Below are 25,574 nucleotides of genomic sequence, written 5' to 3'. Positions count from 1 at the left end.
TCAGAAAATTCTGAACCTTTTTTTATATATGAAATATGGAATATATTACTAAAGGAGAGTTAAATTCTAATCTTGAAATTTTCCACAAATCTAAAAGGATTTATCACTCAACGTTGACTAAAAAATGGTTTAAATCAGATGTAATTAAAGTATATAATTCAGAAAACTCTTTGCTTGTTGAAATAAAAATTAAAACCTTTACCAATGAGTATATTCTAAGTTACATCAATAACAATCTGCTAAATGGTAAATTATTTTTAAAAAACTCTAAGAAGATAATAGTAAATGACAAGCTAACTTTCAATTATATAAAAAACTGTATACCATATAAATCAAATATACTTTTAAATCAAAAAGAAATTGCCAAGGTAGAAACCAAACTTTTAAGTTTTAACCACAATCATAAAATTACATTCAGTAATGAAAACAAAGAACATATCAAATATTCTTTAATTTTATTTCTCATCTCTAATACTTTCTTAGACTTAGAATAATTATTGCAGTGCGTTTTTATATGTACTTATCGCTCGTTCTCTCGCAAACTTATGTTCTACCATTGGCTGTGGATAGGTTAGCTCATCAAAATCTTTCACCCATTTTCTAACATATTGTAAATCTTTATCAAACTTTTTTAATTGAGATTCTGGGTTAAACACTCTAAAATACGGAGCTGCATCGCAACCCGTACCTGCTGCCCATTGCCAATTTCCGTTATTTGCTGAAAGATCATAATCTAATAGTTTTTCTGCAAAGTAAGCTTCTCCCCAACGCCAATCAATCAATAAATGCTTGCATAAAAAGCCTGCTGTAATCATTCGTACCCTGTTGTGCATATATCCTGTTTTATTCAGCTCTCGCATCCCTGCATCAACCATAGGATACCCTGTTTTACCTTCACACCATTTTTTAAACTCTTCTTCGTTATTTCTCCAAGGAACAGCATCATACTTTTGCTTGAAATTCTGAGTAACTACTTTCGGGAAATGATATAAAATTTGCATAAAAAACTCACGCCAAATCAACTCACTTAAAAAAATTTGGTTGGTCTTTAAAGCAAAACGAATCATTTTTCGGGTACTTACCAATCCGAAACGCAGGTATGGCGACAAGTATGACGTTTTATCTTCAGCAGGAAAATCTCTCACCTCATCATACACCTCTAAATTAGATAGGTTGTATGGTTTTACTTTAATCATACTTTCTTCAAAACCTATGTAAACTAATGACGGAAACTCAAAAGAGAATTGATAGAAGTTAACAAAACCTATCGTAAACTCTTGTGTATCTCTCTTTTCTGAGAAATTTTGTAACCATTTATTCTTATACGGAGTAAAAACTGTATACGGAGTTCCGTCGTTTTTTAAAACTTCGTTTTCTTCAAAAGTTACTTGATCTTTAAAAGCATTAAATGTTATTCCTTTTGATACTAAAAAGTCTTCTACTTCCTTATCTCTTTTAATAGCGTAAGGTTCGTAATCTTTATTTGTGTAAACTTTCTCAATTATATATTCTTCAGTTAGTTTTTTCCAAATTGCTAACGGTTTTCCTTTTTTAACTAACAGAGAAGATTTATGTTTTTTCAGCTCTTCATCTAGGTTTTGTAAGGTTTCGTGAATAAAAGTTACTCGTGCATCATTTTTAGGAAGGCTTTCTAAAATATCTTCATCAAAAATAAATAACGGAACTACTTTATTACCTGATTGTAGCGCTTCATGCAACCCTTTGTTATCTTCTAAACGTAAATCTCGACGAAACCAAAAAATCGATACTTTATCTTCCATTAAATAATTTTTCTAACGTACTATAACGGTGTTTAAAAATTCCTTTTAACTGCCTTTTTATAAAGATTGATTGAGCTATATGACCTAGAAAACCGAAAGGTATTTTATACGATATTTTATCTTTCATTAAAGTTCTTCCTTCTGGTAATTCTTCAAACCAATGTTCGTGATGCCACATGCTATAAGGACCAAACCGCTGTTCATCTATAAAAAACTGTTGTTCTTTTACTTGTGTAATTTCGGTAACCCAACTAGACTTAATCCCTGGTAAAATTCCTATTTTATACGTAATTATTTGTCCCGCATATGCTTTTTTATCAATATCAGAAGTAATTTGAAACCCCATATGTGACGGTGTTATTTTTTGCAAATTTTCTGGAGCACTGAAAAAATCCCACGCTTTTTCTAACGGAACGTTTAATATTTGCTCAGTGGATAATGTATAAATTCCTGAATGCTTTTTAAAGTGAATCATTATAACAATTTGGTAATTTTCTTGCTCATTGGCTTTGTTATTGAATAAAAAACATCAACTAACCTTCCTTCTTCATCTACCAAATATTTTTGAAAATTCCATTTTACCGAAGAACTCATTTTTCCGTTTTTCTCTTTTTGTGTTAGCCATTGGTATAACGGATGTTGATTTTCTCCTTTAACCTCAATTTTTTCTGTCATAGGAAAATCTACTCCATAGGTTACACTACAAAACGATTGAATTTCTTTTATTGTTCCTGGTTCTTGGCCTCCAAATTGATTACATGGCAATCCTACAATTACTAATTTATCCTTATGTTTTGTGTATAACTCTTGTAAACCTTCATACTGATTTGTAAAACCACATTTTGAAGCTACATTTACAAATAATATTTTCTTTCCTTTGAATTGATGAAGATCTAGGTTATCTCCATTAATACCTTCAATTTTTATATCGTATAACGATTCTTTAGGCTCCACGGTTTGTGCTTTGCCTGAAAAACTAAATAATGCCATGATTAAAAATATTTTTACTGTGTTCATTTTATTGAATTGCTATTTTTATGATTTCTAACGAAAAGTCTTCGTCTTTTTTATTTCCTATTAAAATTGCTACTTCTTTTATTTGGTTAGCAGAAAAATTACCAAAGTTTAACTTTCTACCTCTAAAAGCAGGATAAAACCCTGTTAGTGGTAATATAATTTCTTGTTCTTGTGTATTTGTTCTAAATACTTGTACATAAGAGTAACGCTGAGACTCATTTGATTTTAATCGTAGCTGATACTGTTTTCCATCTCCTTTCACTCTTAATATAATCTTTGAGTGTTGTTTGCTTAAATTTATGTCTATTGGCATTCTCGTCATAGCAAATCCACCATTATTTTCAGTAGAAACTCTTCCTGAAAAAGCTAAACGTCCTTTCTCATTAATTTTTACAGAAGAGCTAGAAATACCTCCCATTACAGTATCGTTAACGATATACCATCTTTGAGCGTTATTATCTTTATCAAAAATTATAATTTCATCATTCAAAAACATAAGAAAACTTAGAATTAAAAGCCATTTCATTCTTTACTTTTTTAAATTTTTACACTTACAATTCCTGCATCCATAGGAATTATTTGCCCAGTAATTGCTGATGCTTCGTCAGACAATAAATAAGCGGCTAAACTTGCCACTTCTTCTGCTTTTAAATATTTTTTTAACGGATGTCTGTCCTGCATACTCTCTTGTTGCTTTTCATTTCGCAACAAACGAGCTGCCAAAGGTGTATCTGTTACCGTAGGAGCAATTGCATTGAATCTAATTTTAGTCGCATATTCTGCCGCTAGCGATTTTGTAAGTCCTTCTATTGCCGATTTACTTGTTGCAATGCTTGCATGAAAAGGCATTCCTAAAAACGAAGCTACAGTGCTAAACAACACTACACTTCCATTATTTTGAGTAAGCGAACTTTCATAAGCTTTCAACGTTTTAATTGCTCCAAGAACGTTGATCTCTAAATCGGATTGAAAGTCTTCTAATTTTAATCTTGAAAAGGATTTTAGATTGATACTTCCAGGACAATAAACTAATCCGTGAACTTCTTCTAATTCCGGAAGTTCATCTTTGGTAACATCACATGTGTAATGTTTTATATTTTCATGAGTCACTGGTACTGTCCTACTAATATTAATAATTTTGTGTGAATCTTTTAATTTATTAATAATAGCTTCTCCTATACCGCTACTTCCTCCTACTACTACAATTGTTTTCATACTTACGCTTTTATTAAATGATTAATCATTCCTTTAAATACAAATGCGTGAAAAGGTAAAACGGCATACCAGTACATTCTTCCCCAAATTCCTTTAGGCCTAAAAACTGCTCTTTGATATAGTTTGTCTTTTACTATTTTAAATTCTAACCACGCTTCTCCAGGTAATTTCATTTCAGCAAATAAAATCAACCGCTTATTCTTTTTATCTGCCAATAACACTCTCCAAAAATCGAGTGGGTCTCCTGGTTCTAATTCTGTTGGGTGCCTTCTTCCTCTTCTTAAACCTACACCTCCAAAAAGTTTATCTACATATCCTCTTATCTTCCAAAGAAAATTGAATTTATACCATCCTGTTTCTCCTCCTATACTCCAAATTTTATGTAGTGTCTCTGTTTCATTTTGCACTTCTCTAACTCTAATATCTTTAAAACATCCGTATTGAGGTATTTGAATATGTTTTGCTAGTTGGTCATGAAAAACACCACTACTCATAGCATCTTTCCAACTAGAAATTACTTCGTTTTGTTCTATTTTTTGAAAAGCTAATGCTACCGCTTCTTTATAGGTTATTGGCGCTACATTAAGTAACATATTAATAGCACTTGGTTTTGCTATTACTTCAACCTTCATACTATCCACTAGGGCTTGCGCCAGGTTAAAAGAGGTTGATGTTACAAAATATAACCAATAGGAAGACAGCTTTGGTGTTAAAACTGGGAGTGTGTAAATATATCTTTTAAAACCTCTTACCTCAGCAAACTGCGATAACATTTCTTTATAGGTTAATATTTCAGGACCGCAGATATCAAAAGATTTATTGTGTGTTTCTTTAACCTGTAAACTATTTTCTAAAAAAGCTAATACGTCTCTAACCGCAATAGGTTGTGTTTTTGTTTTTAGCCATTTAGGAGTTACCATTACTGGAAGTTTTTCTACAATGTCTCTTATAATTTCAAAAGAAGCACTTCCGCTTCCTACAATAATTCCTGCTCTAAAAGTTGTTAATGCATAACTGTTTGATTGTAGCTTTTTTTCTACTTCGTATCTTGACTGTAAATGTTTAGATAATGAATTATCATTTACAATTCCGCTTAAGTATACAACTTGTTTACAGTTGGTAGGCTCTATCAAACTTTTAAAGTTCTCTGCACAGGTTAACTCTAAGTTTTCAAAATTTTCTGATGTCGTAGCCATCGAATGTATTAAATAATACGCTGCATCGATATCTTTTGGAAAACTTGTATTTTCTGTATTTAAAAAATCTACTTTTATAAAAGTAACATTCGAATTATTTTCAAACTCATCTGGTATTCTATCTAAATCACGAACACAACAAACTAACTGGTGATTACTTTCTAGTAATCTAACAATTAATCGTTTTCCTATATAACCTGTTGTGCCTGTAACTAAGATTTTCATTCCTTTGGTCTTTGATATGATAATCTTGTATAGTTTTCTGCAACCATATAAGTGTCTAAACCATTAATGGCAGCTACTTTTTCAGTAGATAAATTTAACAAACCATCTTCTGACAACATAGAGTTTTTAAAATACAAATCAGTTACTTCGCCTAACACTAAAATAGTTCCGTTGACTTTTATATGATGCTCTTCTAAAAACTTCATTCCTATTTGTAAAGGTGATTCCGCTACAAAAGGAGCATAAAAATCATTCTTAAACTCTTCTGACAATGCTGTTTTATCAAATTCTGAAATTTCCGAAGGATATTTAGCTGAGGTATGATGCGCTTCCTCAATTATTGCTTCATTAATAGCATTGATTGTATAATATCCTGTTTCTTTTATATTGTTATACGTATTCCTAACAACGGTTGTAGGACGTAATACAAACCCTAAAATTGCTGGACTTGAACCATAATGCACTACCGAACTAAAAACTGCAACATTGGTTATGTTGTCGTTAGATTTTGTTGCAATAAGGTTTGCTGGTTTATAACCAGAAATGCTATTCATCAAATTTATTTTATACAGATGAGGAAACTCGTCTATTTGTTGACGTGTAATGTGCATTATATTGTGTTAAAATTATTGATTTTCACTTTGTTTGCTTTTAAGTCATGCATTAAGTTATACAAACCAAAAAATGTTCGGTTGATATAAATGAAGTGTTTTGAACCTCTATTTCCATTCATCTTTTTAAGCTCGGTACTTTTAGCATATTTCTGACCTAAATCTGCTATCTTGCAGAAGAACTCCTGATCTGAAAAATCAAATTCTTCTTGCTGAAAAGGTTGTGTAAAAAGCGATAACATTTCATAAAACAATGCTTTAAAAAATGTAATTTCTTCAGGCCTATCGTCTTTTCTTAAGATTTCTAATTCATAGAGTTTACTTTCAAAAAAAGCTGGATTATCTATATTATCTCTTTTCGCTAGTTCGAAATAAGGCACATAAAAACTTTCAGGAACTTCTTTCATACATCCAAAATCTATAACAATCAATTCATTTGATTTGGATACTAAAAAATTCCCGGGATGCGGATCTGCATGTACTTTTTTTAGCTTGTGCATTTGATACATGTAAAAGTCCCACAAAGCCTGCCCTAGTTTATTTGCAATGTCTTCAGTTTGTTCTTCTTTAGTAAATTCTGACAGGTGTACTCCATACATCCAATCCATTGTTAAAATTCTATCTGATGACAAGTCTGGATAGTATTTTGGAAATTTTAAGTTCGGAATGTGTTTACAGGCATCAGCGATTTCATTACTCTGTGCAAGTTCTAATTCGTAATTAGTTTCTTCCAAAAGCTTTTCTTCAACTTCTTTAAAGTATTCATCTGAACCTTCTCCCTTAATGTTAAACATTTTCATCGCAATAGGTTTCACCATTGCCAAATCGGTCGAAATACTATCAGCAACTCCAGGATATTGAATTTTCACAGCTAGTTCTTTTCCATCTTTTGTAGCTTTATGAACTTGTCCTATGCTTGCTGCATTCACAGATTCTACTACAAACGTATCAAAAACTTCATCTGGTGTTTTGTTGAAGTATTTTTTAAACGTTTTGGTTACTAAAGGCCCCGACAATGGCGGAACCGAAAATTGTGATAATGAAAACTTTTCTACATAAGCATTGGGTAAAATATTTTTTTCCATGCTTAGCATTTGTGCTACTTTTAATGCTGACCCTTTTAGCTCTTTTAATCCATCGTAAATATCAGTAGCATTATCTTCATTGAGCTGTTTTTTTGCTTCTTCTTCTGATTTGGTGATTTTATTTCCGTAGTATTTAGCATAATTTACACCAACTTTTACTCCTGTTGAAACTAACTTCGTAGCTCGTTCTATTTTTGATGTAGGTATTTTGTTTAAGGTTTTCATGTCATTGGTGATTTTTCTTTCCACAAAAATTTCGCTAAATCAATCACACTTTTTACAGGTGCTATTTGTTGAATATCAAAACTAGCCTTTACTGACTTCTCTATAAAAAGATCCGTTTTCTCAAAGTTTGGCGATTCGTCTTCTACCCAAAATCTTAAAATAAGCAATAGCTGCATCCAATACCCTTCTGCAATAGTTTTATCTTGAATTTTGTTGATTTTATCATTTTTAAAATCAATTTTTTCAAGGCTTATTTCATTTACAAAATGAATAAACTCAGTACGTAGTTCTTGAAGCACTTTTAATTTCGAAAAATCTGTTTTTATCCTTTTTAACTGTGCCAACACATACGACCTGTTTACTGTCAACAATTCAAAAAAGGTAAAATAAAAGCTCAGTAATTTATCTTTCGGTGAATAATCTTTGTAAGCTTCTGTTTTGTGTAGTAAATGAATGGTTTCTTTAGCGAAAATTCCAAAAACAGCTTTTTCTAAGCTTTCAAAGCTTGAAAAGTGTTTATAAAATTCTGCTTCTTCAAAGTTATTTTCTTTCGCAAAAGAAAATATTGAATTCGGTTGACCTGATGATAGTACCGTATTCATGTACCATTCTATTATTTTTTCTTGTGTTATATTCTTTTTTTTTGCCATAGTTTAATTGTTTAATACAATATATGCGTTGAGACTGGTTGCAATCGTCATCCATATTAAATACGGAAGTATAAATAGGGTATACCACTTTACTTTTTTTACATACTTAAAAGTGAAATAACCAATAAGTAACCATAATAAAGCGATTACAACTAAGCCTAGTTTTGTTAGATGTTGATTAAAGAAAATATAGTTCCAGCTTACGTTTAAAACCCACTGATCTATATACAAAATGAGCACTTTTTTATTTAAAAACTCATACTGAAAACTCACTTTTGTCATGTATACAGAAAACAAAACCATAATGGTTGTCCAAGCCACTCCAAAAACCCAACCTGCTGGTGTCCATGGAGCTTTATTTAAAGACAAGTACCAATCTGTCCTTGGTCCTTCATTCATTAACCAAGCCCCAATAGCTAAAGCCGAAAAATTAGCAATTAGGAATATTAAAAATCGTATGTATTTATTTTCTTTCAAGTTTTTTATTTTTTAAGAAATTGAAGATTAACTGTATTGAAAACAGCAGGGTAAATGCATAAAAAATATCTTCAAATGGTATAGTGAAAATTCTAAAATCCAAATTCTCTGCGTTATTGTACCAAACTACTGGTTCTTCTATAAAGCTTCCTGTTAAAATTCCGTTGACAATTAAAAAAGGAATTAATATCACTAAGAAACTAGGGTAGTATTCTTGCAATGTGCTTAAGTGATTTTTTAATGCATAACCTAACAATAATAAGAACAGTACAAAATTTACTGTGGTATACCACTTTCCGAAGTTAAAAATCAACAATAAACTCACTAAAACAATGAGGAAAAAGCTTATAATTACTGTCATTGATTTTGACATTTTAAACTTTGGAAATAAAAACTTTAACGCTTCATGTGTAAACAAACACGCGTATGGAATACAGAAGAAAAACATCCATTCTTCTATGGGCATATTCAGTAGCTTTAGCGACAAATGATAGTCTGGATTAAATCCCCATACTCCCATTTGCGTAAACCAACTGTCCCAGATTAAAAAAAACAAGGCAACTAACAAAATACTAAGCGCTGCTTGTTTGAAATATTGTATAAAGTGTAGTTTTTTTTCAAAAACACTATACAATAGCGGAATACTTAAACTGCCTAGATTTAATATTAGATATAAATACTGACTCACTGTCTTTTATTAAAATATTTAAAGGGTACAAACAACATTCCGAAACATTCTCCGTCGTGTTTTCCCATGTGTTTGTGATGAATTTTATGTGCTTTTCGTAATCCTTTTAAGTATTGGTTATTCGTTTTATCAAACCACTTAAATCTTCTATGAATTAACACATCATGTACCAAGAAATAAGCAATACCATACAACAGAATACCTAATCCTATAAAAAACAAAAAGTTTAACTCTGGTCGAATTCCGAAGTAAAATAATAAGATACTAGGGATTGCAAAGACCACGAAAAAAGCATCGTTTTTTTCAAAAACATGTGGATACCCTGGTTGATGGTGGTCTTCATGTAAATACCAACCAAAACCGTGCATCACATATTTATGTGTGCACCAAGTAACACCTTCCATAACAATAAACGTTAGTGTAGTTACTGCTATGTAAATTGCTATATTCATAATGATGTATTGTTAATTATATATGTGTGTAAATAACTTACACTGTCTTTTTTTTGAAGCACCTCTTTTAAAAACTGCTTGTCTTTTTTAATAGAAGATGTATATCCTAAAATACCTGGTGTATTTTCTTGTATTACTAACCTTATATACCTTAGATGGATATTGTTAGGGTTCTTTAAAATTAACTCTTCTAATTTGTTTTTATTAGTATTAAAAACTTTTAGTTTACTCCAAGGCATTTTTTTATATTTTGCCTGCTTCATTTCAAGAGAAATTACATACCCCTGAATACTTACTTCTTTACTATTTTTATAATTGGCTATGTAGGCTAACTCAGCTTCTTTTGTAGTCAAATTATGATATTTTACTACAAAATCAGGAGTGTTTTTAAAACCAATAAACGATATAAAGAACAGTACTCCTAAGATAATGCTTTTTATCATATTAAGTTCAATTTATACTTTACATAACTTCTTGCCAATAGGTTAATTTTCATCGGGTTTGAAATTCGAATTCTAGTATCCATTATTTTTGTTGAAGGTGTATCTTTTAGCTTTTTTAATAGTTTTTTGTAATACCTGTATGCCATATACACTCCAAATTTTGCTTCAACTGGTAACTTTAAAATTCCGTTTTTATAAGCAAAGTCAAAATCATCTTCTATTTCTTTAATAATCGTATTTTTTCCTTCTGCACTTAAATCTCCAAAATTGATATTTGGAAAATAAGATCTATTTAATTCGTTAAAATCTTCTTTTAAGTCTCTTAAAAAATTTACTTTTTGAAATGCTGACCCTAAACGCTTTGCAGGCTCTTTTAACTCCTCATATTTTTGTTCATCTCCATTTACAAAAACTTTAAGACACATTAACCCCACAACATCAGCAGATCCATAGATGTAAGCATTGTATTCTTCTGTAGTTGTATATTCTGTTTTGTACAAATCAGCTTTCATACTTTTTAAAAATGCTTGTACCAACTCATCAGAAATTTTATACTTATTTACGGTGTATATAAACGAATTTAAAATAGGGTTTAAGCTAATCCCTCTATTCTTAGATTCGTAATAATCTCTTTCAAACTTTAATAATAATTGTTCCTTATCGTACTGATGGAAAGAATCTACTATTTCATCTGCAAAGCGTACAAAACCGTAAATATTATAAATATCTGTACGTATTTTTGGTGATAACATCTTCGTAGCTAACGAAAATGAGGTACTATATTTTTGAGTTACCAACTTACTACACGCGTAAGAAACCTCATCAAACAATTGTTTCATCTTTGTACGTTTTTAAAATTAAATCTGAAGCTATTTTTCCTGAAATTAAAGACGGAGGAACTCCTGGTCCTGGCACCGTTAATTGTCCTGTAAAAAATAAATTCTTTACTTTTTTACTCTTTATCTTTGGTCTTAAAAATGCTGTTTGTGTTAAAATATTAGCTAGCCCATAAGCATTTCCTTTGTACGAATTATACTCTTTCACAAAATCATTAACACAAAAGCTTTCTTTAAACAATACATGTTCTTTTACTGATTGCCCTGTTAACTTTTCTAACCTCTCTATTATAACATCGAAATAGTGTTCTCTCAACTCTCGTGTATCTTCTAAACCTGGAGCTAACGGAATTAAAAAAGTGGCTGCTTCTTTTCCATTTGGCGCAAAAGAACCATCTGTAATAGAGGGAAAGCTCGCATAAAATAATGGTTCTTTTGGCCAACTAGGAACATCATATATTGTTTTTGCATGCACATCAAAATCTGTATCAAAAAACAGTGTATGATGACATACATTTTTTAATTTCTTATCAAACCCTACATAAAAGAGTAATGATGAAGGTGCAAATGTTTTTTTATCCCAATAACTTTCTGAATATTGTCTTAGATATTTAGGCAGTAAAGTTTCTGTATGATGATAATCTGCTCCACTTAACACTATATCAGATTCCTTTAATTTTCCATCAACCGCAACCCCAATCGCTTCTCCTTTATCATTTACTACAATTTCTTCAACATTTGCATTGGTTTGAAACTCTACTCCTAAGCTAGTAGCTAGAGTTGTCATAGCCTCAATAACTTTGTACATTCCTCCTTTTGGATGCCATGTACCTAAGCCAAAATCGGCATAATTCATAAAATTATAAAAAGCTGGGGTGTTACTTGGTTTTGCCCCCAGAAACAATACTGGAAACTCTAATATTTGAATTAGCTTTTTACTCTTAATTTTCTTTCTTACTTCATGTCTGATAGTAGAAAAAAACTGAAATATTTTCCCCATAGTAACAGGAGTCACCAGCTCTAGAGGAGAAATCCCTGGTTTATAAACTAAGTCGTTTATAGAAACATCATAATTATATTTTGCTGATTTTAGAAAAGACTTCAGGTGTTTTGAACTTCCTTTTTCTTCTTTTTCAAAAACCTCATAAATCTCATCTAATGTTCCTGGAATTATAATTGAATCTTTTTCTCCAAAATACACTTCATAAGCAGGACTTAACCTTTCTAACTCGTAGTAATCTGAAGGCAGCTTTCCAAAGTCTGTAAAAAACTTTTCAAAAACATCTGGCATCCAATACCATGTAGGGCCAATATCAAAAGTAAAACCGTTTTTTAACAATTGTCTCGCTCTACCTCCAATTGTAGCATTTTTTTCCAATACTACTACTTCATATCCAGCCTTAGCTAAATAACATGAAGCTGATAAAGATGAGAATCCTGAACCTATTATGTATACTTTTTTTTTCAAATTATTTCTTATAAATATAATTAAATTAACTACAAACGAGAAACATTTCTCGCTTGTAGTCAACAACTTAACACCTTAACTAAGGCAAAAGAACACTATCTACTACATGAATTACCCCATTCGTTCCTTGTACATCGGTCAATGAAATTACAACAGACTGTCCTGAACTTGTATCTAATTTTGCTCCACTTGATAAATCAACTGTAACCATATTACCATCAAACATTGTGATTTCTTGATTATCGCTTAATTCGTCTGACTGAACATTCCCTCCTGCAAATACATGATATTTTAAAACCGCTTCTATGGTTCCTATCGGAATATCTGCTAACGAATTCCAAGAATCGTTACTATCTAACAATGCTTGAAATGCTGCATTTGTCGGAGCAAATATTGTATATGGTCCTTCTTGACTTAATAAAGAAACAAAGTCAGTAGTATGACGATCATCTGTCAAAGCTGCAACCAAAGAGGTAAAACCACTGTTATTTAATGCTAAAGTCACTACATTAGCTGGCAACATTACTTTATCTATTGTATGTATAACCCCATTTGAAGCCATAATATCTGTTGCAATTGGTTTTGAATCTCCATTAAATTCTACAGCTCCATCAACTTCCACTTGCAATGACAACATCTCATCGTTTGGACCTGTAGACAATGTATTCACATACGTATTGGATAAATCAGCTGCTTTTACTTCTCCACTTATCACATGAAATAACAACACTGATTTTAATGTTTCTACCGGAATATCATCTAAAGAACTCCATGAGTCATTACTATCTAACAACGCTTGAAATGCTGCATTTGTAGGAGCAAAAACCGTAAAAGATCCTTCGGCTTGTAAAGCGGATACTAAATCAGCCTTTTGTAAAGCAGACACAAGAATACTTAAATTGGAATCTGCAACTGCCACATCAACTATAGTTTTGGGCTTTTCTACCACTGGATCGTCATCATCGCTACACGATGTTAACAAACCAAAACTTAAAAACAGCCCCAAAAAAAACACAGAGGTTAAATTTTTTACTTTCATAATTCTACACTTTAAAATTAATGCTTACTCTTTTTATTTTTTATAGTCTATTTTTCAGCCTCGATAGACTTTGTTTATTTTTAAGTAAAAAACATTAAACAAAATAAGTTTTACTAAAAAAATATGTCTTGAAAATCAAAACATTAGTCAAAATTACACTTTTTGTTTAATAAAAACAAATAAAAAATAAACAAAATAAAATAATTCAAAAAAAATTAGAATTGATTTAGGAATACTTTTAATGAAGAATACACTGTTATTTTCGCTTTAAAATCAACATTATCAACTGCCATAGCTTTATTCCCTATTGCTATCAATTCGTGATTTGTATTTTCAAGCACCTCCTCAATTTCTGAAAAGTATTCCTCTACCTTATCATCATATGGTTGAACAGTCATAGAAGTAATGAAACAGACCTTCTCTTTACTTTTAAAAAAACAATCTAAGTTATCTAAAGGTAAGCTTTGTCCTAAATAAATTGTGTTATACCCTCTTAATATAAGCTCGTAATTCAAATACATCAACCCTAGTTCATGAATTTCATTTTCAGGCAAAAACAACACATAACTCACTTCTGAATTACTATTAGAATACTCTAATTTCTCTATATTAATTTGAATTTTCTGCACTATTAAGTTAGAAATAAAGTGCTCATGAGCAGGCAACAATGTATCTGTTTGCCACAACAGACCTATATGATTTAAAAAAGGCACAAAAACATCCTTAAAGATCTCTCTAAACGTTTTTCTTTTAAGCAATCTATTATAAGCATTGTTAAATAATGTTTTATCAAACTGAAACATTGCTAACTTAAAAGAATTTATTGCTTCATCATTTACAGCCATTTTAAAAGCTAGCTCTCTGGCTTTTAAAACAATTGTATCATCAGACATTTCTGCTATTTTAGAAATCTTAATATTGTTTTTATTCAACAGTACAACATTTAGCAATTTTTGTAAATTCTCTGAAGAATAATAACGAATATTGGTATCCGTTCTCTCTGGCGATAACAAATTATAGCGCTTTTCCCAAATTCGTATCGTATGAGCTTTTATTCCTGAAATATTTTCAAGGTCTTTAATCGTGAATGTCGATTTAATATTGTTCAATTTATTTTAAATTCTTTTGAACAAAGATACAAATTTTAACGAATTACAAATCTACATCACTTCTTATGAAGATTTTATACTTATTTTTGATTGTTATTTTTCTTAAAATTTATGAATCTTCAGACGCAAATACCACTTACTAAACAAAAGTATAATCAAATTAATTATCAGTCAAAACTACTTTTACTTGGTTCTTGTTTTTCTGAAAATATTGGTAACAAACTGAACTATTATAAGTTTCAATCAAAACAAAATCCTTTTGGTATTTTATTCCACCCTAAAGCAATTGAAAACTTAATTACAAAAGCATTGAACAGAGAAGAATATACTGACAAAGATATTTTTTTTCACAATGAACGCTGGCACTCTTTTGAAGCACACTCTAGTTTAAGCACAATAGATAAAGATGAATTATTAAATAACTTAAATTTATTTTTACAGCAAACTTTTGAGCAACTACAAAACACTACACACCTTATCATTACACTAGGAACAGCTTGGGTATACAGAGAAATTACCTCAGACACTTTAGTTGCTAATTGCCATAAAGTTCCTCAGAAAAATTTTTTAAAAGAATTGTTAAACGTTGATGAAATTTCTGAAAGCTTAGAAGCTGTTAACTCTCTAGTTAAGTTAGTAAATAAAAACATCTCAGTTATTTACACGTTATCTCCTGTACGACATTTAAAAGATGGTTTTACGGAAAACCAACGTAGTAAAGCACACTTACTTTCAGCTATTCATAAAGTAGTAGAGCCTAGAAATGCTATTTACTATTTTCCTTCTTATGAAATTGTGATGGATGAGTTACGTGATTATCGTTTTTATAATGAAGACATGATTCACCCAAACAAAACTGCTGTGAATTACATATGGGAAAAATTTAAACAGGTTTGGATTACAGAAGATTCATATCAAACGATGCAGCAGGTTGAAACCATTCAAAGAGGATTAAACCACAAACCTTTTAACCCAGAATCTGAAGCTCATCAGTTATTTTTGAAAAAGCTACAACAAAAAAAGGAAACACTTTTACAAGCATTTCCTTTTATGTATTTTTAATCTTTTATTTATTTCACTAAATATTGATCTACATTTTGCCAAGGCCCTCCGTTAATTACATCTACTCCATGGCTTTGTAAAAACTGTGCTGCTTGACCACTTCTACCTCCACTTCTACATACTGCTATCACTGGTTTATTCCACGATTTAATCTCATCTACATTTGTAGGAATTGTTGCTAAAACAATATGTTTTGCTCCCTCACTATGCCCTTCATTCCATTCTGCTAAAGTTCTTACATCTAAAACAACTGCTCCTTTAGCTAAATATTCCTGTATTTCGTTACTCATATTTTTCTTTCTAAATAAATTAAATAATCCCATGTTATACTTCTTGGTAATTTTCCAACAAAAGTAAACCGTTTTCAATTAACGTTGTGTAACTCTTGTTACTTTTCATTTTTTCAAGATAATCACGTAACGTTTCTTTTATTGAAAAATTGTTTAACGTTGCCAGTTCTAACAACTCTAACGGTAATAACCAATCATTTTTAAAACTTGTATTTACTTCATTAAAAATTTCTTCAATATCTTTTTCAGAAATCGTGCCACTTTCTCTCATACCTCTCACTTTGTCATACAAACTATATAACTTTTTATCTGACTCAGAATATTGAATTTTATGCGTTTTGGTTTCCGATACCTTCCCTACATCTCCAAACGATGCTACATCAGCAGGACCAGCAAAAGCAGACACCACTTCTACACCTACAGCCATATCGTATACCCCCCAATCTGGGTGAAATAACAACGTGTCTCCATAAGTTACTGTACAGTTTTTGAAAGAAATTAATAAAATTCTACCTCGTAAATCCCTTGTTCCTGTTATTACTTCTCCTACAACTTTTACTCCACCTTCAAACTCTAAAGTAACTTGCTCTCCTTCATAAATCCCATAGGCTTTCAAATCACGCGGACTCATATTTTCTATCGGAATATTAATCCCTTTTAGCTTTCCTACAGGACTTCCAAAACCTTCTGCATGGTAATTTGTTCCGTGACCTATTAATTCTTTATCTCTATTTGCTAACGCAGTAGGACCTGTTGTTTGTATATAAATGGCTTTATTATTCTCATCAGTTATTACATTAGAGAAAACTCCAGACACTTGAATACCTGTACTTAACTCGATAGTTCCTAAACTTTTAGAATCTATTAATTTTTCTATTCCTTTTAATCCTCCAGTTCGTATAGCCATTTTATTAGCAAATTGCTCCAACACTAAACTTAAATGAGCAAAATCTGGTGTAACAAATAACTGAGGTTGAGGTTTTGTAATATCAAAACTCACATTAGCAGCATCTAAAGTATAAGGAACTTTCTGTACTTCATCTTTCATACACCATTTACTCTCACCTATTGAAGACAGCAGTCCTGCTCCATAAATTTTCGGATTTTCAAGAGTTCCTATCAACCCATACTCCACTGTCCACCAGTGCAAGTTTCTAATTTGAGCCATTTCTGAAAGCTCTCCCATATTATCTTGCAACCACTCTACTTTTTCTTGTGCTTCATCAATATCTTTTTGAGTAGAATTAGGATCTTCTTTTAAGATAGACAACAAACGAATAGCTTCATACATTTCGTAATCTTTTGCAGAAGAAATTGCTTTTGCTCCAATTTCACCAAAACGGCGTAAATATTCAGCATATTCTGGGTTTGCTATAATTGGTGCATGACCTGCCGCTTCATGGATAATATCAGGTGCAGGAGTATATTCTATATGATCTATTGTGCGCATATCAGATGCTATTACCAGCACATTATACGCTTGAAATTCCATAAAAGCATTTGGTGGTATAAAACCATCAACAGATACTGCTGCCCAACCTATTTCTTTCAAAATGCGGTTCATTCCTTGCATATGAGGAATTTTTTCTACTGAAATACCTGTTTTTTTCAACCCATCTATATACGAAGCATGGGCTACCTTCCCCAAATAATCTACATTCATACGCATTACATAGCGCCATACCGCTTGGTTTTGTGCTGTGTATTCATCATACGGTTGTTTTACCACAAATTTATGTAAGTGCTTGGGTAACTTCTTAGTAACTTCGTTTAACTCAAAGTGAGGCTCCATAATGTTGTTTGTTTTGCTGTGTAAATTTAAGTTTTTTATAGTTCACAAAAAATTGATATCCGTTAAATTATATATTTTGTACTTTTACTTTTGGGACTAATACAAAGAACTTATTGATGAAAATTAAAGGAGGTTTAAAAACTCGTTTACTCATAGGAATAGCTATAGTTGCTTTTGCCTATTTACGTAAATGCAGTCAACAAGAGGTAAACCCTTATACAGGAAAAACACAAGCTGTTAGCTTATCTCCAGAACAAGAAGTTGCTATCGGACTACAACAAGCACCTATAATGACTCAACAACATGGAGGTTTATACCCTAACGAAAACGCTCAAATACTTGTAGATAAAGTGGGTGCAAAACTTGTAAACAACACGGTAGCTAAAAAATCTGGTTATCAGTTCGATTTTCACTTATTAAGAGATGAGAAAACTATTAATGCTTTTGCTTTACCTGGAGGGCAAGTTTTTATAACTCATGCTTTATTTACTCAATTAAAAAATGAGGATCAATTAGCAGGAGTTTTAGGTCATGAAATAGGTCATGTACTTGGAAAACATTCTAACGAACGAATTACAGATGCTAATTTTTGGAAGCTTTTAACCATGGGAGCTTCAGTAGGAGCTGATTTAGGGCAATTGGCTAATAGTATTGGACAACAAACTTTATTAAAGAACGGTCGTGGTGACGAGTTAGAAAGCGATGAATTAGGTGTTAAATTAATGATTGACGCGGGTTATAACCCTGAGAATTTAATTGGCGTAATGGAAATTTTAAAAGCTGCAGCTGGTCCAAATAGAGTTCCTGAATTTCAAAGTACCCACCCTGATCCTGAAAATAGAATTGAAAAAATTAAAGAAGCTATACGTAAATACAAAAAATAAAAATCTTTTCGCTCTTATAATTTTTGTAACAAAAAAAAATTAAGAGTACTTATTAGTATAACACAAAAATTATTTGCTATGAGCTTTGGTTTTGGTCCAGCATCAGAAATGAACAAAACTGTTCAACACCTTAAAAGAAGTAAGCCTAATACATTAAAAAAATTAGGTCAACTCACTAATGAAAATAATTACACTATAACAGATAAAAAAGCCTCTCAAAAACAACTTAATGAAATAAGAAAAAAAGTAAAGAAAGAAAACCAAAAAGCTTTACTTAAAAAAGTATTGTTTTTCACTCTTTTTCTTATTCTTTTAATTTACTTTATATACTTTTAAAAAATTTACTATGAGTTTCGGTGGAGCGGTATCCGCAATGATAACCAGTTTAAAAAACAATAAAAGAAAAAGAGTTAGTGCTTTTGATAAACTAGAACGGTTTCAAAAAGAAAACAGTGATAGATTATATTTTAATAAATCTGCTAGCAAAAAGGAACTTGAAAAAATCCGCCTACAAACCTTAAGAAAAAACAGAAATCTATTTATTAATAATAGTATTGCTCTTTTTATAATCTTCTCAATACTAATATATATTGCTTTTGTTTTTGTGAATTCCTAAAATATTCCCCAAAAATCTTTCTTACTTTTGCAGTGCAACACACAAGAAATGAACAAAAAAGTAATTTTAATGATTTTGGACGGGTGGGGAATTACCCAAGATCCAAAAGTATCAGCTATATATAACGCAAAAACTCCCTTTATAAATTCGTTATACGATAAGTTTCCGCATGCACAATTAAGAACTGATGGTGAACATGTTGGTTTACCTGATGGGCAAATGGGAAATTCGGAAGTTGGGCATATGAATTTAGGTGCTGGTAGAATTGTATATCAGAATTTAGCCAAAATTAACAAAGCTGTAAATGAAGGAACTTTAGCACAAGAAAAGGAACTTCTAAACGCTTTTGAATATGCAAAGGCAAACAATAAAAACGTCCATTTTTTAGGGTTGGTTTCTAATGGTGGAATTCATTCACACATAGATCATTTAAAAGGACTTTTAACTGCAGCAGATAACTACGATTTAAAGAATGTGTACTTACACGCTTTTACTGACGGTCGTGATTGTGATCCTAAATCAGGGAAGTATTTCATCAACGATATTCAAGAACACATGCAAAAAACCACGGGTGAATTGGCAACAATTACTGGTCGTTACTATGCTATGGACCGTGATAACCGCTGGGAACGTGTGCAACTTGCTTACGAAGCTTTGGTAAACGGAAAAGGAACTTTTTCTTCGGATGCTTTAACTAGTATTCAACAAAGCTATGATTCAAATGTTACTGATGAGTTTATCAAACCAATTGTGATGGTTGATGAAAATCAACAGCCAAAAACCGTAATTAAGGAAGAGGACGTTGTTATTTTCTTCAATTTCAGAACAGATAGAGGTCGTCAATTAACAGAAGCTTTGAGCCAAAAAGATTTTCCTGAATTTAATATGAAAAAACTCCCGTTATATTTTGTTACCATGACAAACTATGACGATACTTTTAAAAACATTCATGTTATTTACGACGGAAAAAATATTGAAAACACTTTAGGTGAAGTATTAGAATCAGCTGGAAAAAGTCAAATTAGAATTGCCGAGACAGAAAAGTACCCCCACGTAACTTTCTTTTTCTCTGGTGGAAGAGAAAATGAGTTTACAGGAGAAAAACGTTTGCTATGTCCATCTCCAAAAGTAGCTACCTACGATTTAAAACCCGAAATGAGTGCTTATGAAATTCGTGACGCTATTGTTCCTGAACTAGAAAGCGGCAATGTTGACTTTGTATGTTTAAACTTTGCAAATGGAGATATGGTGGGACATACAGGTGTTTTTGAAGCTGCTGTTAAAGCTTGTGAAGCGGTAGACAATTGTGTACAAGATGTGGTAACTGCTGCTTTAGATAACGATTATACCACTATTTTAATTGCTGATCACGGAAACTGTGAAACAATGATTAACCCAGATGGAACACCGCATACAGCGCACACCACCAATCCTGTTCCTATGATTTTAATTGACAAGGAGTTAAAATCAATAAAAAGTGGTATTTTAGGCGACGTTGCTCCAACCATTTTAAAATTAATGGGGGTTGAACAACCTAAAGAAATGACACAACATTCGCTTATTTAAAAATATATCTTATGAAATGAGCCATAACTAAGGAGTTAATAAAACCGAAGTGATTATTGGCAAATTACATCTGATGTATTAAAAACAATAAAAATTAAACAGATGAAAAAAATCGTATACCTTTTTACAGCTTTACTAATAGTTTCTTGCGCATCAACACCAAAAAACCTTGCCACTAAAAACGAGAATGGAAATTTAGTTGGTATTGCTACTAAAAAAGATTTTCAACAAGAGCCATACGGAAGTGATTGGTTCAACGATTTTTATTCATATTACGAAACAGATAAAGCTACCGTAGAAAAACTAAAACCATATCTAAAAGACATAAAAATAAAAGGTTTTATGGGAACTTGGTGTGGAGATAGCAAAAGAGAGATACCTAATTTTTATAAAATTTTAGACGAAGCCGAATTCGATTATAAAAACCTTGAATTAGTTACAGTAAACCGTCAGAAAAAAGCTAATGGCTTAGAAGAAGGTTTCAATGTGATTCGAGTTCCAACCTTCATTTTTTATAAAGACGGAAAAGAAGTTGGTCGTTTTGTAGAACACGCTATTGAAGATAGCTCAGTTGAAGAAGATTTCTTAAAAATACTATCTGGTCAAGAATACGAACATCCATATCAAAAATAACTGTAAATTTGCGCCTCAATATTTTTACCATGATTAAACCAAAAACTAGAGAAGAAATTGAATTAATGCGCGAAAGTGCCTTAGTAGTATCAAAAACCTTAGGTATGCTTGCCAAAGAAGTAAAGCCTGGTGTTACTACATTGCAACTTGATAAACTTGCTGAAGATTTTATTCGTGAGCAAGGGGCTATTCCTGGTTTTTTAGGTCTATATGATTTCCCTAACACACTTTGCATGAGCCCAAACTCACAAGTGGTTCATGGAATTCCAAATAACACACCTTTACAAGAAGGTGATATCATCTCTATTGATTGTGGTGCTATAAAAAATGATTTCTACGGAGATCACGCTTACACTTTTGCTGTAGGTGAAATTGCTCCTGAAACTCAAAAACTACTTGATGTAACTAAAGAAAGTCTATATGTAGGTATTCGTGAACTTAAAGTAGGGAATCGTGTTGGTGATGTAGGTTTTGCTATACAAAACTTTACTGAAAAACATGGTTATGGTGTTGTTCGTGAACTAGTAGGACACGGTTTAGGGCGTAAAATGCACGAAGACCCAGAAATGCCAAACTACGGACGTAGAGGTCGTGGTAAAAAATTTATAGAAGGTATGGTAGTTGCTATTGAGCCTATGACCAATATGGGAACTCATAAAATCCGTCAACATAGTGATGGATGGACAATTACTACCTTAGATGGCAAACCATCAGCACACTTTGAACACGATGTAGCCATAGTTGATGGTAAACCAGAGTTACTATCTACCTTTAAGTATATATACGATGCTTTAGGTATTGAAAGTAATGAAGAAGACGAATTTAGACAACAACCATTAGTTATATAATTTGTGTCTTTATTTAAAGCAATACTTAATACTATTCCTAGACCCATATTAATCAAAGCCAGTTATTGGGCTCGTCCTGTTATTACTTGGTGGTTAAAAGGAGACAACTTTACAGATCCGATTGACGGAAAATCATTCAAGAAGTTTTTACCTTACGGATATGGAGTTCAACGTAAAAATGCACTATCTCCTTCTACATTGTCGCTAGAAAGGCATCGTTTAATGTGGCTTTTTTTACAACAGGAAAGTAACTTCTTTTCTTCAAATAAAAAGTTAAAAGTGCTACATATAGCTCCTGAACAATGTTTTTTAGATCTTTTTAGAAAACAGCAAAATTTAGAGTATACAACATCTGATTTAGAATCACCTATAGCAGATGTAAAAGCAGATATTTGCGATCTTCCTTTTGAAGACAACTCTTTTGATGTAGTATTTTGTAATCATGTATTAGAACATATCCCTAACGACACAAAGGCGATGCAAGAATTGTATCGAGTAATGAAAGTTGGTGGATTTGGTATTTTCCAAATTCCGCAGGATTTATCAAGGGAAATTACTTTTGAAGATGATTCTATTACCGACCCTAAAGAACGTGCAAAAATATTTGGTCAATACGACCATGTACGTGTATACGGTCATGATTATTTTGACAAACTACGTTCTATAGGATTTAAAGTTGATGAAATAGATTACACAAAAAAAATCGCTCCAGAAAAACTAGAACGATTTGCTTTAATGAAAGGTGAAATTTTACCTGTATGTTATAAAAACTAGTTCACAAACTCTACTAGCTCTCCTGCATTATCATGATATAACAATACCACTTTAAGCGCTGGGTGCTCTTCTAAAAACACTTTAGTCTTTTCTAACCCCATTGCTAAAAAAGCGGTCGCATATGCATCTACATCAGCACAATCTCCTTTTAATCGAACCGACACACTTAATAAATTACTTTCCTCTGCTAACCCTGTTTTTGCATTTACCGTGTGTACTATCTTTTTTCCTTCAGTATTTACCTTGTACTTTCTATAATTCCCCGAAGTTGCCATAGATTCATTATCCAACTCAATTATTTTTTGAACAGAACGTGTTCCATCAACATTTGGCTTTTCAATTGCTACTTTCCAAAGCTTTCCGTCTTTTGTTCCTCTTGCTCTTATCTCACCCCCTATTTCTACTAAGTAATCATGAATATTTTTCGATTCTAAAAATCTACCAACAACATCAACTCCATACCCCTTAGCAAAAGCATTAACATTAAACTCTATATTTTCACTATCTCTATAAACTTTTCTATTTTTTAACACAACTTTATCAAACCCTACATTCTCCATCAAAGCCGCAATTTCTTCAGAGGTCAAATCTTTCTTTTCTTTTCCTGAACCAAATCCGTAAGCATCTATTAACCTACCAATAGTCGGATCAAAATAACCATCAGTTTCTTTATAAATTCTTTTAGCCTTTTCAAAAACCTCTACAAACATATCATCAACTACTACAGTAGTGTCTCCTTGGTTAATTTTTGAAATATCAGAAGTAGGCATATACGTTGACAATGATTTGTTCACCAAATTAAACAAACTATCAATAGATTTTTGATAATCAACCTTGTTCAAATAAGTTATATGATACGTTGTACCAAAAACAGCTCCTTGTAACTTAGTTGTGTTTTGTTTTTTTTCTTCTTTACAAGCTACTACTAACAATAATAAAACTAACAAAAGCGTTATCCTTTTAATCATCTTTAAAAATTTAGCCACAAAAATAATGCTTTCACACTTCATAAAAGATTGTTAATTCTCTTTTTTGTGGCTTCATTTTTATAAATTTGCTTAACTATTAATAAATACATCTAAAAAAAATCAGAATAAAATGAGAAAAGTATTTTTATTCCTTACTGCTTCGATTTTACTAGCATCTTGTGCTTCAACAAAAGAGTTAGAAGCTATAAAAGCAAAACACGAACAGACAAAAGAAGAGTTATTAGCTGTAAAAGCTAACTTAACGAAATGTTTAGTCGAAAAAGAGAACTGTGAAGACAAAGCATTTTCTTTAGAGTCTAGAGTAACAGAATTAAAGAAAGATAAAGAAAACACTTTACAACAAGTTGAGAACTTAACTGTATTAACTAAAGGTGCTAATGACAATATTAAAGAAACATTAGCTCAGTTAAGTAAAAAAGATAAGTACATCAACAAAATTAGAGAAGCTGCTTCTAAAAAAGATTCTTTAAACTTAGTGGTTGCTTTTCACTTAAAGAGAGAATTACAAGACGGTATTGACGACGAAGACATTGAAGTAAATGTTGAAAAAACAGTAGTATTTATTTCAATTTCTGATAAATTATTATTTAAAAGCGGAAGCTACACTATCAACGACAAAGCTTCTAAAGTGTTAGAAAAAGTTGCAACTGTAGTTAACGGACAACCTCAAATGGATGTAATGGTAGAAGGACATACTGACAACACTCCTGTTGCTGCTGGGTCTACTTTAAAAGACAACTGGGGATTAAGTGTTTTACGTTCAACTGCTATTGTTCGTGAATTACAAGGAAAATACAATGTAGCTCCTGAAAGATTAATCGCTGCTGGTAGAAGTAGTTATGTTCCTTTAGTAGAAAACAACAGTCCTGCTAACAAAGCAAAAAATAGACGTACAAAAATTATCATCTTACCAAGATTAAATCAATTCTTTGATTTATTAGATCAGAAAGTAGAATAGTTTTTAAATATATAACTTAAAAAAGCATGCCTAAGGCATGCTTTTTTTATGCTCTTTGCTTAGTTAAAATATATAGTAGTAAAATTAAACTAACACGCTATTTGTCAATCAAATAATTAATCGTACATTTGCAGACCTTTTTAAAGGATAAAATTTAATTATTAATAAACAAAAACTAATCGTGTAATTATGAACACATTAAGTTACAAAACAGTATCAGCTAATAAAGCTACCGTAAACAAAGAGTGGGTTTTAGTTGATGCGGACGGGCAAACATTGGGTCGTCTAGCTTCTAAAGTTGCAAAACTTATTAGAGGTAAGTACAAGCCAAATTATACTCCTCACGTAGATTGTGGAGACAACGTTGTTATTATCAACGCTGAAAAAATCAACTTAACTGGTAACAAGTGGGCTGACAAGTCTTACATCCGTCACACAGGTTATCCAGGAGGTCAAAGATCATTAACTGCTACAGAAATGTTCGAAAAAGATCCTACAAGATTAATCGAAAAAGCAGTAAAAGGTATGTTACCTAAAAACAAATTAGGTAGTGCGTTATATAGAAACCTATATGTTTACGCAGGGACAGAGCATGATCAAGAAGCTCAAAAACCTAAAAGTATTAACCTTAACGATCTTAAATAA

The 25,574-nt window shown here is 31.7% G+C and carries 31 protein-coding genes; 11 read left to right on the top strand and 20 right to left on the bottom strand.

The genetic code is table 11. The features are described 5' to 3' along the window. Window positions 1–35 precede the first annotated feature (35 nt). Window positions 36–494, top strand: coding sequence for a hypothetical protein (locus ACKTTR_RS02270; RefSeq protein WP_408026332.1), 459 nt, complete (start codon window positions 36–38; stop codon window positions 492–494). On the opposite strand, the gene ACKTTR_RS02265 is transcribed toward ACKTTR_RS02270, so the two are convergent. The 17 genes from ACKTTR_RS02265 to ACKTTR_RS02185 all read right to left on the bottom strand — a co-directional run bounded on the left by ACKTTR_RS02265 (window position 495) and on the right by ACKTTR_RS02185 (window position 14,517). Continuing rightward, the gene (locus ACKTTR_RS02265; protein WP_408026331.1) at window positions 495–1,781 is read right to left on the bottom strand and encodes a cryptochrome/photolyase family protein; all 1,287 of its coding nucleotides are present in this window, start codon (window positions 1,779–1,781) and stop codon (window positions 495–497) included. It lies immediately after the preceding gene. After that, entirely contained in the window at window positions 1,771–2,256 is a 486-nt protein-coding gene (locus ACKTTR_RS02260) for an SRPBCC family protein (RefSeq protein ID WP_408026330.1), read from the bottom strand. Before ACKTTR_RS02260 ends, ACKTTR_RS02265 begins: the two co-directional genes overlap by 11 nt. Further along, entirely contained in the window at window positions 2,256–2,798 is a 543-nt protein-coding gene (locus ACKTTR_RS02255) for a glutathione peroxidase (protein WP_408026329.1), read from the bottom strand. The genes ACKTTR_RS02260 and ACKTTR_RS02255 overlap by 1 nt, the downstream gene beginning before the upstream one ends. Before the next feature lies 1 nt (window position 2,799). Next, a complete protein-coding gene (locus ACKTTR_RS02250; RefSeq protein WP_408026328.1) occupies window positions 2,800–3,324 on the bottom strand; it encodes a CIA30 family protein in 525 nt (174 codons plus the stop codon). An 11-nt stretch (window positions 3,325–3,335) separates the two neighbouring features. Further along, window positions 3,336–4,013, bottom strand: a complete 678-nt coding sequence (locus ACKTTR_RS02245; protein ID WP_408026327.1) for an SDR family NAD(P)-dependent oxidoreductase — start codon at window positions 4,011–4,013, stop codon at window positions 3,336–3,338. A 2-nt stretch (window positions 4,014–4,015) separates the two neighbouring features. Further along, window positions 4,016–5,434: an SDR family oxidoreductase gene (locus tag ACKTTR_RS02240; RefSeq protein ID WP_408026326.1), complete on the bottom strand. Its 1,419-nt coding sequence runs from the start codon at window positions 5,432–5,434 to the stop codon at window positions 4,016–4,018. Beyond that, window positions 5,431–5,988, bottom strand: coding sequence for a flavin reductase family protein (locus tag ACKTTR_RS02235; RefSeq protein ID WP_408026325.1), 558 nt, complete (start codon window positions 5,986–5,988; stop codon window positions 5,431–5,433). The genes ACKTTR_RS02240 and ACKTTR_RS02235 overlap by 4 nt, the downstream gene beginning before the upstream one ends. A gap of 56 nt (window positions 5,989–6,044) precedes the next feature. Further along, complete coding sequence (locus tag ACKTTR_RS02230) at window positions 6,045–7,355, bottom strand: ABC1 kinase family protein (protein ID WP_408026324.1); 1,311 nt, start codon at window positions 7,353–7,355, stop codon at window positions 6,045–6,047. Beyond that, on the bottom strand, window positions 7,352–8,005 hold the full coding sequence (locus ACKTTR_RS02225) for a TetR family transcriptional regulator C-terminal domain-containing protein (protein ID WP_408026323.1): 654 nt from the start codon (window positions 8,003–8,005) through the stop codon (window positions 7,352–7,354). The genes ACKTTR_RS02230 and ACKTTR_RS02225 overlap by 4 nt, the downstream gene beginning before the upstream one ends. A 3-nt stretch (window positions 8,006–8,008) precedes the next feature. Beyond that, entirely contained in the window at window positions 8,009–8,482 is a 474-nt protein-coding gene (locus ACKTTR_RS02220; RefSeq protein WP_408026322.1) for a TspO/MBR family protein, read from the bottom strand. After that, the gene (locus ACKTTR_RS02215; RefSeq protein ID WP_408026321.1) at window positions 8,469–9,170 is read right to left on the bottom strand and encodes a lycopene cyclase domain-containing protein; all 702 of its coding nucleotides are present in this window, start codon (window positions 9,168–9,170) and stop codon (window positions 8,469–8,471) included. Before ACKTTR_RS02215 ends, ACKTTR_RS02220 begins: the two co-directional genes overlap by 14 nt. After that, a complete protein-coding gene (locus ACKTTR_RS02210; protein ID WP_408026320.1) occupies window positions 9,167–9,622 on the bottom strand; it encodes a sterol desaturase family protein in 456 nt (151 codons plus the stop codon). Before ACKTTR_RS02210 ends, ACKTTR_RS02215 begins: the two co-directional genes overlap by 4 nt. After that, window positions 9,619–10,065, bottom strand: a complete 447-nt coding sequence (locus ACKTTR_RS02205; protein WP_408026319.1) for a hypothetical protein — start codon at window positions 10,063–10,065, stop codon at window positions 9,619–9,621. Before ACKTTR_RS02205 ends, ACKTTR_RS02210 begins: the two co-directional genes overlap by 4 nt. Beyond that, entirely contained in the window at window positions 10,062–10,904 is an 843-nt protein-coding gene (locus ACKTTR_RS02200) for a phytoene/squalene synthase family protein (protein ID WP_408026318.1), read from the bottom strand. The genes ACKTTR_RS02205 and ACKTTR_RS02200 overlap by 4 nt, the downstream gene beginning before the upstream one ends. Further along, entirely contained in the window at window positions 10,888–12,369 is a 1,482-nt protein-coding gene (locus ACKTTR_RS02195; RefSeq protein WP_408026317.1) for a phytoene desaturase family protein, read from the bottom strand. Before ACKTTR_RS02195 ends, ACKTTR_RS02200 begins: the two co-directional genes overlap by 17 nt. Window positions 12,370–12,448: 79 nt before the next feature. Then, window positions 12,449–13,408 (bottom strand): fasciclin domain-containing protein, encoded by a 960-nt coding sequence (locus ACKTTR_RS02190; RefSeq protein ID WP_408026316.1) that lies wholly within the window; start codon window positions 13,406–13,408, stop codon window positions 12,449–12,451. Window positions 13,409–13,623: 215 nt separating this feature from the next. Then, window positions 13,624–14,517: a MerR family transcriptional regulator gene (locus ACKTTR_RS02185; protein ID WP_408026315.1), complete on the bottom strand. Its 894-nt coding sequence runs from the start codon at window positions 14,515–14,517 to the stop codon at window positions 13,624–13,626. Window positions 14,518–14,628: 111 nt separating this feature from the next. On the opposite strand from ACKTTR_RS02185, the gene ACKTTR_RS02180 reads away from it, so the two are divergent. Beyond that, a complete protein-coding gene (locus ACKTTR_RS02180; protein ID WP_408026314.1) occupies window positions 14,629–15,579 on the top strand; it encodes a GSCFA domain-containing protein in 951 nt (316 codons plus the stop codon). Between the two features lie 8 nt (window positions 15,580–15,587). Here the strand turns inward: ACKTTR_RS02180 and ACKTTR_RS02175 are convergent, their stop codons facing one another. Next, window positions 15,588–15,869: a rhodanese-like domain-containing protein gene (locus tag ACKTTR_RS02175; RefSeq protein WP_408026313.1), complete on the bottom strand. Its 282-nt coding sequence runs from the start codon at window positions 15,867–15,869 to the stop codon at window positions 15,588–15,590. Between the two features lie 34 nt (window positions 15,870–15,903). Continuing rightward, entirely contained in the window at window positions 15,904–17,661 is a 1,758-nt protein-coding gene (locus tag ACKTTR_RS02170) for an aromatic amino acid hydroxylase (protein WP_408026312.1), read from the bottom strand. 116 nt (window positions 17,662–17,777) lie between these two features. Between ACKTTR_RS02170 and ACKTTR_RS02165 the strand changes: the two genes are divergently transcribed. The 7 genes from ACKTTR_RS02165 (at window position 17,778) to ACKTTR_RS02135 (ending at window position 22,982) form a co-directional block, all read left to right on the top strand. Next, window positions 17,778–18,545 (top strand): M48 family metalloprotease, encoded by a 768-nt coding sequence (locus ACKTTR_RS02165; RefSeq protein WP_408026311.1) that lies wholly within the window; start codon window positions 17,778–17,780, stop codon window positions 18,543–18,545. Between the two features lie 78 nt (window positions 18,546–18,623). Continuing rightward, window positions 18,624–18,881: a hypothetical protein gene (locus ACKTTR_RS02160; protein WP_408026310.1), complete on the top strand. Its 258-nt coding sequence runs from the start codon at window positions 18,624–18,626 to the stop codon at window positions 18,879–18,881. Between the two features lie 10 nt (window positions 18,882–18,891). Next, window positions 18,892–19,161: a hypothetical protein gene (locus ACKTTR_RS02155; protein ID WP_408026309.1), complete on the top strand. Its 270-nt coding sequence runs from the start codon at window positions 18,892–18,894 to the stop codon at window positions 19,159–19,161. A gap of 48 nt (window positions 19,162–19,209) precedes the next feature. Continuing rightward, the gene (gene gpmI, locus ACKTTR_RS02150; RefSeq protein WP_408026308.1) at window positions 19,210–20,727 is read left to right on the top strand and encodes a 2,3-bisphosphoglycerate-independent phosphoglycerate mutase; all 1,518 of its coding nucleotides are present in this window, start codon (window positions 19,210–19,212) and stop codon (window positions 20,725–20,727) included. Between the two features lie 102 nt (window positions 20,728–20,829). Next, entirely contained in the window at window positions 20,830–21,360 is a 531-nt protein-coding gene (locus tag ACKTTR_RS02145) for a thioredoxin family protein (RefSeq protein ID WP_408026307.1), read from the top strand. 29 nt (window positions 21,361–21,389) lie between these two features. Next, window positions 21,390–22,208 carry a type I methionyl aminopeptidase gene (gene map, locus ACKTTR_RS02140; RefSeq protein ID WP_408026306.1) on the top strand — a complete coding sequence of 273 codons (819 nt, stop codon included), beginning with the start codon at window positions 21,390–21,392 and terminating at the stop codon, window positions 22,206–22,208. Window positions 22,209–22,211: 3 nt separating this feature from the next. Then, complete coding sequence (locus ACKTTR_RS02135) at window positions 22,212–22,982, top strand: class I SAM-dependent methyltransferase (protein WP_408026305.1); 771 nt, start codon at window positions 22,212–22,214, stop codon at window positions 22,980–22,982. On the opposite strand, the gene ACKTTR_RS02130 is transcribed toward ACKTTR_RS02135, so the two are convergent. After that, window positions 22,979–23,950, bottom strand: coding sequence for an FAD:protein FMN transferase (locus ACKTTR_RS02130; RefSeq protein WP_408026304.1), 972 nt, complete (start codon window positions 23,948–23,950; stop codon window positions 22,979–22,981). The genes ACKTTR_RS02135 and ACKTTR_RS02130 overlap by 4 nt on opposite strands. Before the next feature lie 130 nt (window positions 23,951–24,080). On the opposite strand from ACKTTR_RS02130, the gene ACKTTR_RS02125 reads away from it, so the two are divergent. Continuing rightward, window positions 24,081–24,929: an OmpA/MotB family protein gene (locus ACKTTR_RS02125; protein ID WP_408026303.1), complete on the top strand. Its 849-nt coding sequence runs from the start codon at window positions 24,081–24,083 to the stop codon at window positions 24,927–24,929. Between the two features lie 189 nt (window positions 24,930–25,118). Then, window positions 25,119–25,574 carry a 50S ribosomal protein L13 gene (rplM, locus tag ACKTTR_RS02120; protein WP_408026302.1) on the top strand — a complete coding sequence of 152 codons (456 nt, stop codon included), beginning with the start codon at window positions 25,119–25,121 and terminating at the stop codon, window positions 25,572–25,574.

Origin of the sequence: Tenacibaculum litoreum, from assembly GCF_964513915.1 — a bacterium.
In the GTDB taxonomy this organism is placed as follows: domain Bacteria; phylum Bacteroidota; class Bacteroidia; order Flavobacteriales; family Flavobacteriaceae; genus Polaribacter; species Polaribacter litoreum.
This window is presented reverse-complemented; position numbering and strand designations above follow the sequence as displayed.

What these genes read in the sequence shown, in the direction of transcription:
- ACKTTR_RS02145 (WP_408026307.1), top strand. Translation starts at nt 20,830, where the DNA reads ATGAAAAAAATCGTATACCTTTTTACAGCTTTACTAATAGTTTCTTGC.
- ACKTTR_RS02170 (WP_408026312.1), bottom strand. Translation starts at nt 17,661, where the DNA reads ATGGAGCCTCACTTTGAGTTAAACGAAGTTACTAAGAAGTTACCCAAG.
- ACKTTR_RS02245 (WP_408026327.1), bottom strand. Translation starts at nt 4,013, where the DNA reads ATGAAAACAATTGTAGTAGTAGGAGGAAGTAGCGGTATAGGAGAAGCT.
- ACKTTR_RS02165 (WP_408026311.1), top strand. Translation starts at nt 17,778, where the DNA reads ATGAAAATTAAAGGAGGTTTAAAAACTCGTTTACTCATAGGAATAGCT.
- ACKTTR_RS02155 (WP_408026309.1), top strand. Translation starts at nt 18,892, where the DNA reads ATGAGTTTCGGTGGAGCGGTATCCGCAATGATAACCAGTTTAAAAAAC.
- ACKTTR_RS02205 (WP_408026319.1), bottom strand. Translation starts at nt 10,065, where the DNA reads ATGATAAAAAGCATTATCTTAGGAGTACTGTTCTTTATATCGTTTATT.
- ACKTTR_RS02160 (WP_408026310.1), top strand. Translation starts at nt 18,624, where the DNA reads ATGAGCTTTGGTTTTGGTCCAGCATCAGAAATGAACAAAACTGTTCAA.
- ACKTTR_RS02175 (WP_408026313.1), bottom strand. Translation starts at nt 15,869, where the DNA reads ATGAGTAACGAAATACAGGAATATTTAGCTAAAGGAGCAGTTGTTTTA.
- ACKTTR_RS02190 (WP_408026316.1), bottom strand. Translation starts at nt 13,408, where the DNA reads ATGAAAGTAAAAAATTTAACCTCTGTGTTTTTTTTGGGGCTGTTTTTA.
- ACKTTR_RS02250 (WP_408026328.1), bottom strand. Translation starts at nt 3,324, where the DNA reads ATGAAATGGCTTTTAATTCTAAGTTTTCTTATGTTTTTGAATGATGAA.
- ACKTTR_RS02255 (WP_408026329.1), bottom strand. Translation starts at nt 2,798, where the DNA reads ATGAACACAGTAAAAATATTTTTAATCATGGCATTATTTAGTTTTTCA.
- ACKTTR_RS02200 (WP_408026318.1), bottom strand. Translation starts at nt 10,904, where the DNA reads ATGAAACAATTGTTTGATGAGGTTTCTTACGCGTGTAGTAAGTTGGTA.
- ACKTTR_RS02270 (WP_408026332.1), top strand. Translation starts at nt 36, where the DNA reads ATGGAATATATTACTAAAGGAGAGTTAAATTCTAATCTTGAAATTTTC.
- ACKTTR_RS02260 (WP_408026330.1), bottom strand. Translation starts at nt 2,256, where the DNA reads ATGATTCACTTTAAAAAGCATTCAGGAATTTATACATTATCCACTGAG.
- ACKTTR_RS02125 (WP_408026303.1), top strand. Translation starts at nt 24,081, where the DNA reads ATGAGAAAAGTATTTTTATTCCTTACTGCTTCGATTTTACTAGCATCT.
- rplM (WP_408026302.1), top strand. Translation starts at nt 25,119, where the DNA reads ATGAACACATTAAGTTACAAAACAGTATCAGCTAATAAAGCTACCGTA.
- ACKTTR_RS02225 (WP_408026323.1), bottom strand. Translation starts at nt 8,005, where the DNA reads ATGGCAAAAAAAAAGAATATAACACAAGAAAAAATAATAGAATGGTAC.
- map (WP_408026306.1), top strand. Translation starts at nt 21,390, where the DNA reads ATGATTAAACCAAAAACTAGAGAAGAAATTGAATTAATGCGCGAAAGT.
- ACKTTR_RS02235 (WP_408026325.1), bottom strand. Translation starts at nt 5,988, where the DNA reads ATGAATAGCATTTCTGGTTATAAACCAGCAAACCTTATTGCAACAAAA.
- ACKTTR_RS02240 (WP_408026326.1), bottom strand. Translation starts at nt 5,434, where the DNA reads ATGAAAATCTTAGTTACAGGCACAACAGGTTATATAGGAAAACGATTA.
- ACKTTR_RS02230 (WP_408026324.1), bottom strand. Translation starts at nt 7,355, where the DNA reads ATGAAAACCTTAAACAAAATACCTACATCAAAAATAGAACGAGCTACG.
- gpmI (WP_408026308.1), top strand. Translation starts at nt 19,210, where the DNA reads ATGAACAAAAAAGTAATTTTAATGATTTTGGACGGGTGGGGAATTACC.
- ACKTTR_RS02180 (WP_408026314.1), top strand. Translation starts at nt 14,629, where the DNA reads ATGAATCTTCAGACGCAAATACCACTTACTAAACAAAAGTATAATCAA.
- ACKTTR_RS02265 (WP_408026331.1), bottom strand. Translation starts at nt 1,781, where the DNA reads ATGGAAGATAAAGTATCGATTTTTTGGTTTCGTCGAGATTTACGTTTA.
- ACKTTR_RS02130 (WP_408026304.1), bottom strand. Translation starts at nt 23,950, where the DNA reads ATGATTAAAAGGATAACGCTTTTGTTAGTTTTATTATTGTTAGTAGTA.
- ACKTTR_RS02210 (WP_408026320.1), bottom strand. Translation starts at nt 9,622, where the DNA reads ATGAATATAGCAATTTACATAGCAGTAACTACACTAACGTTTATTGTT.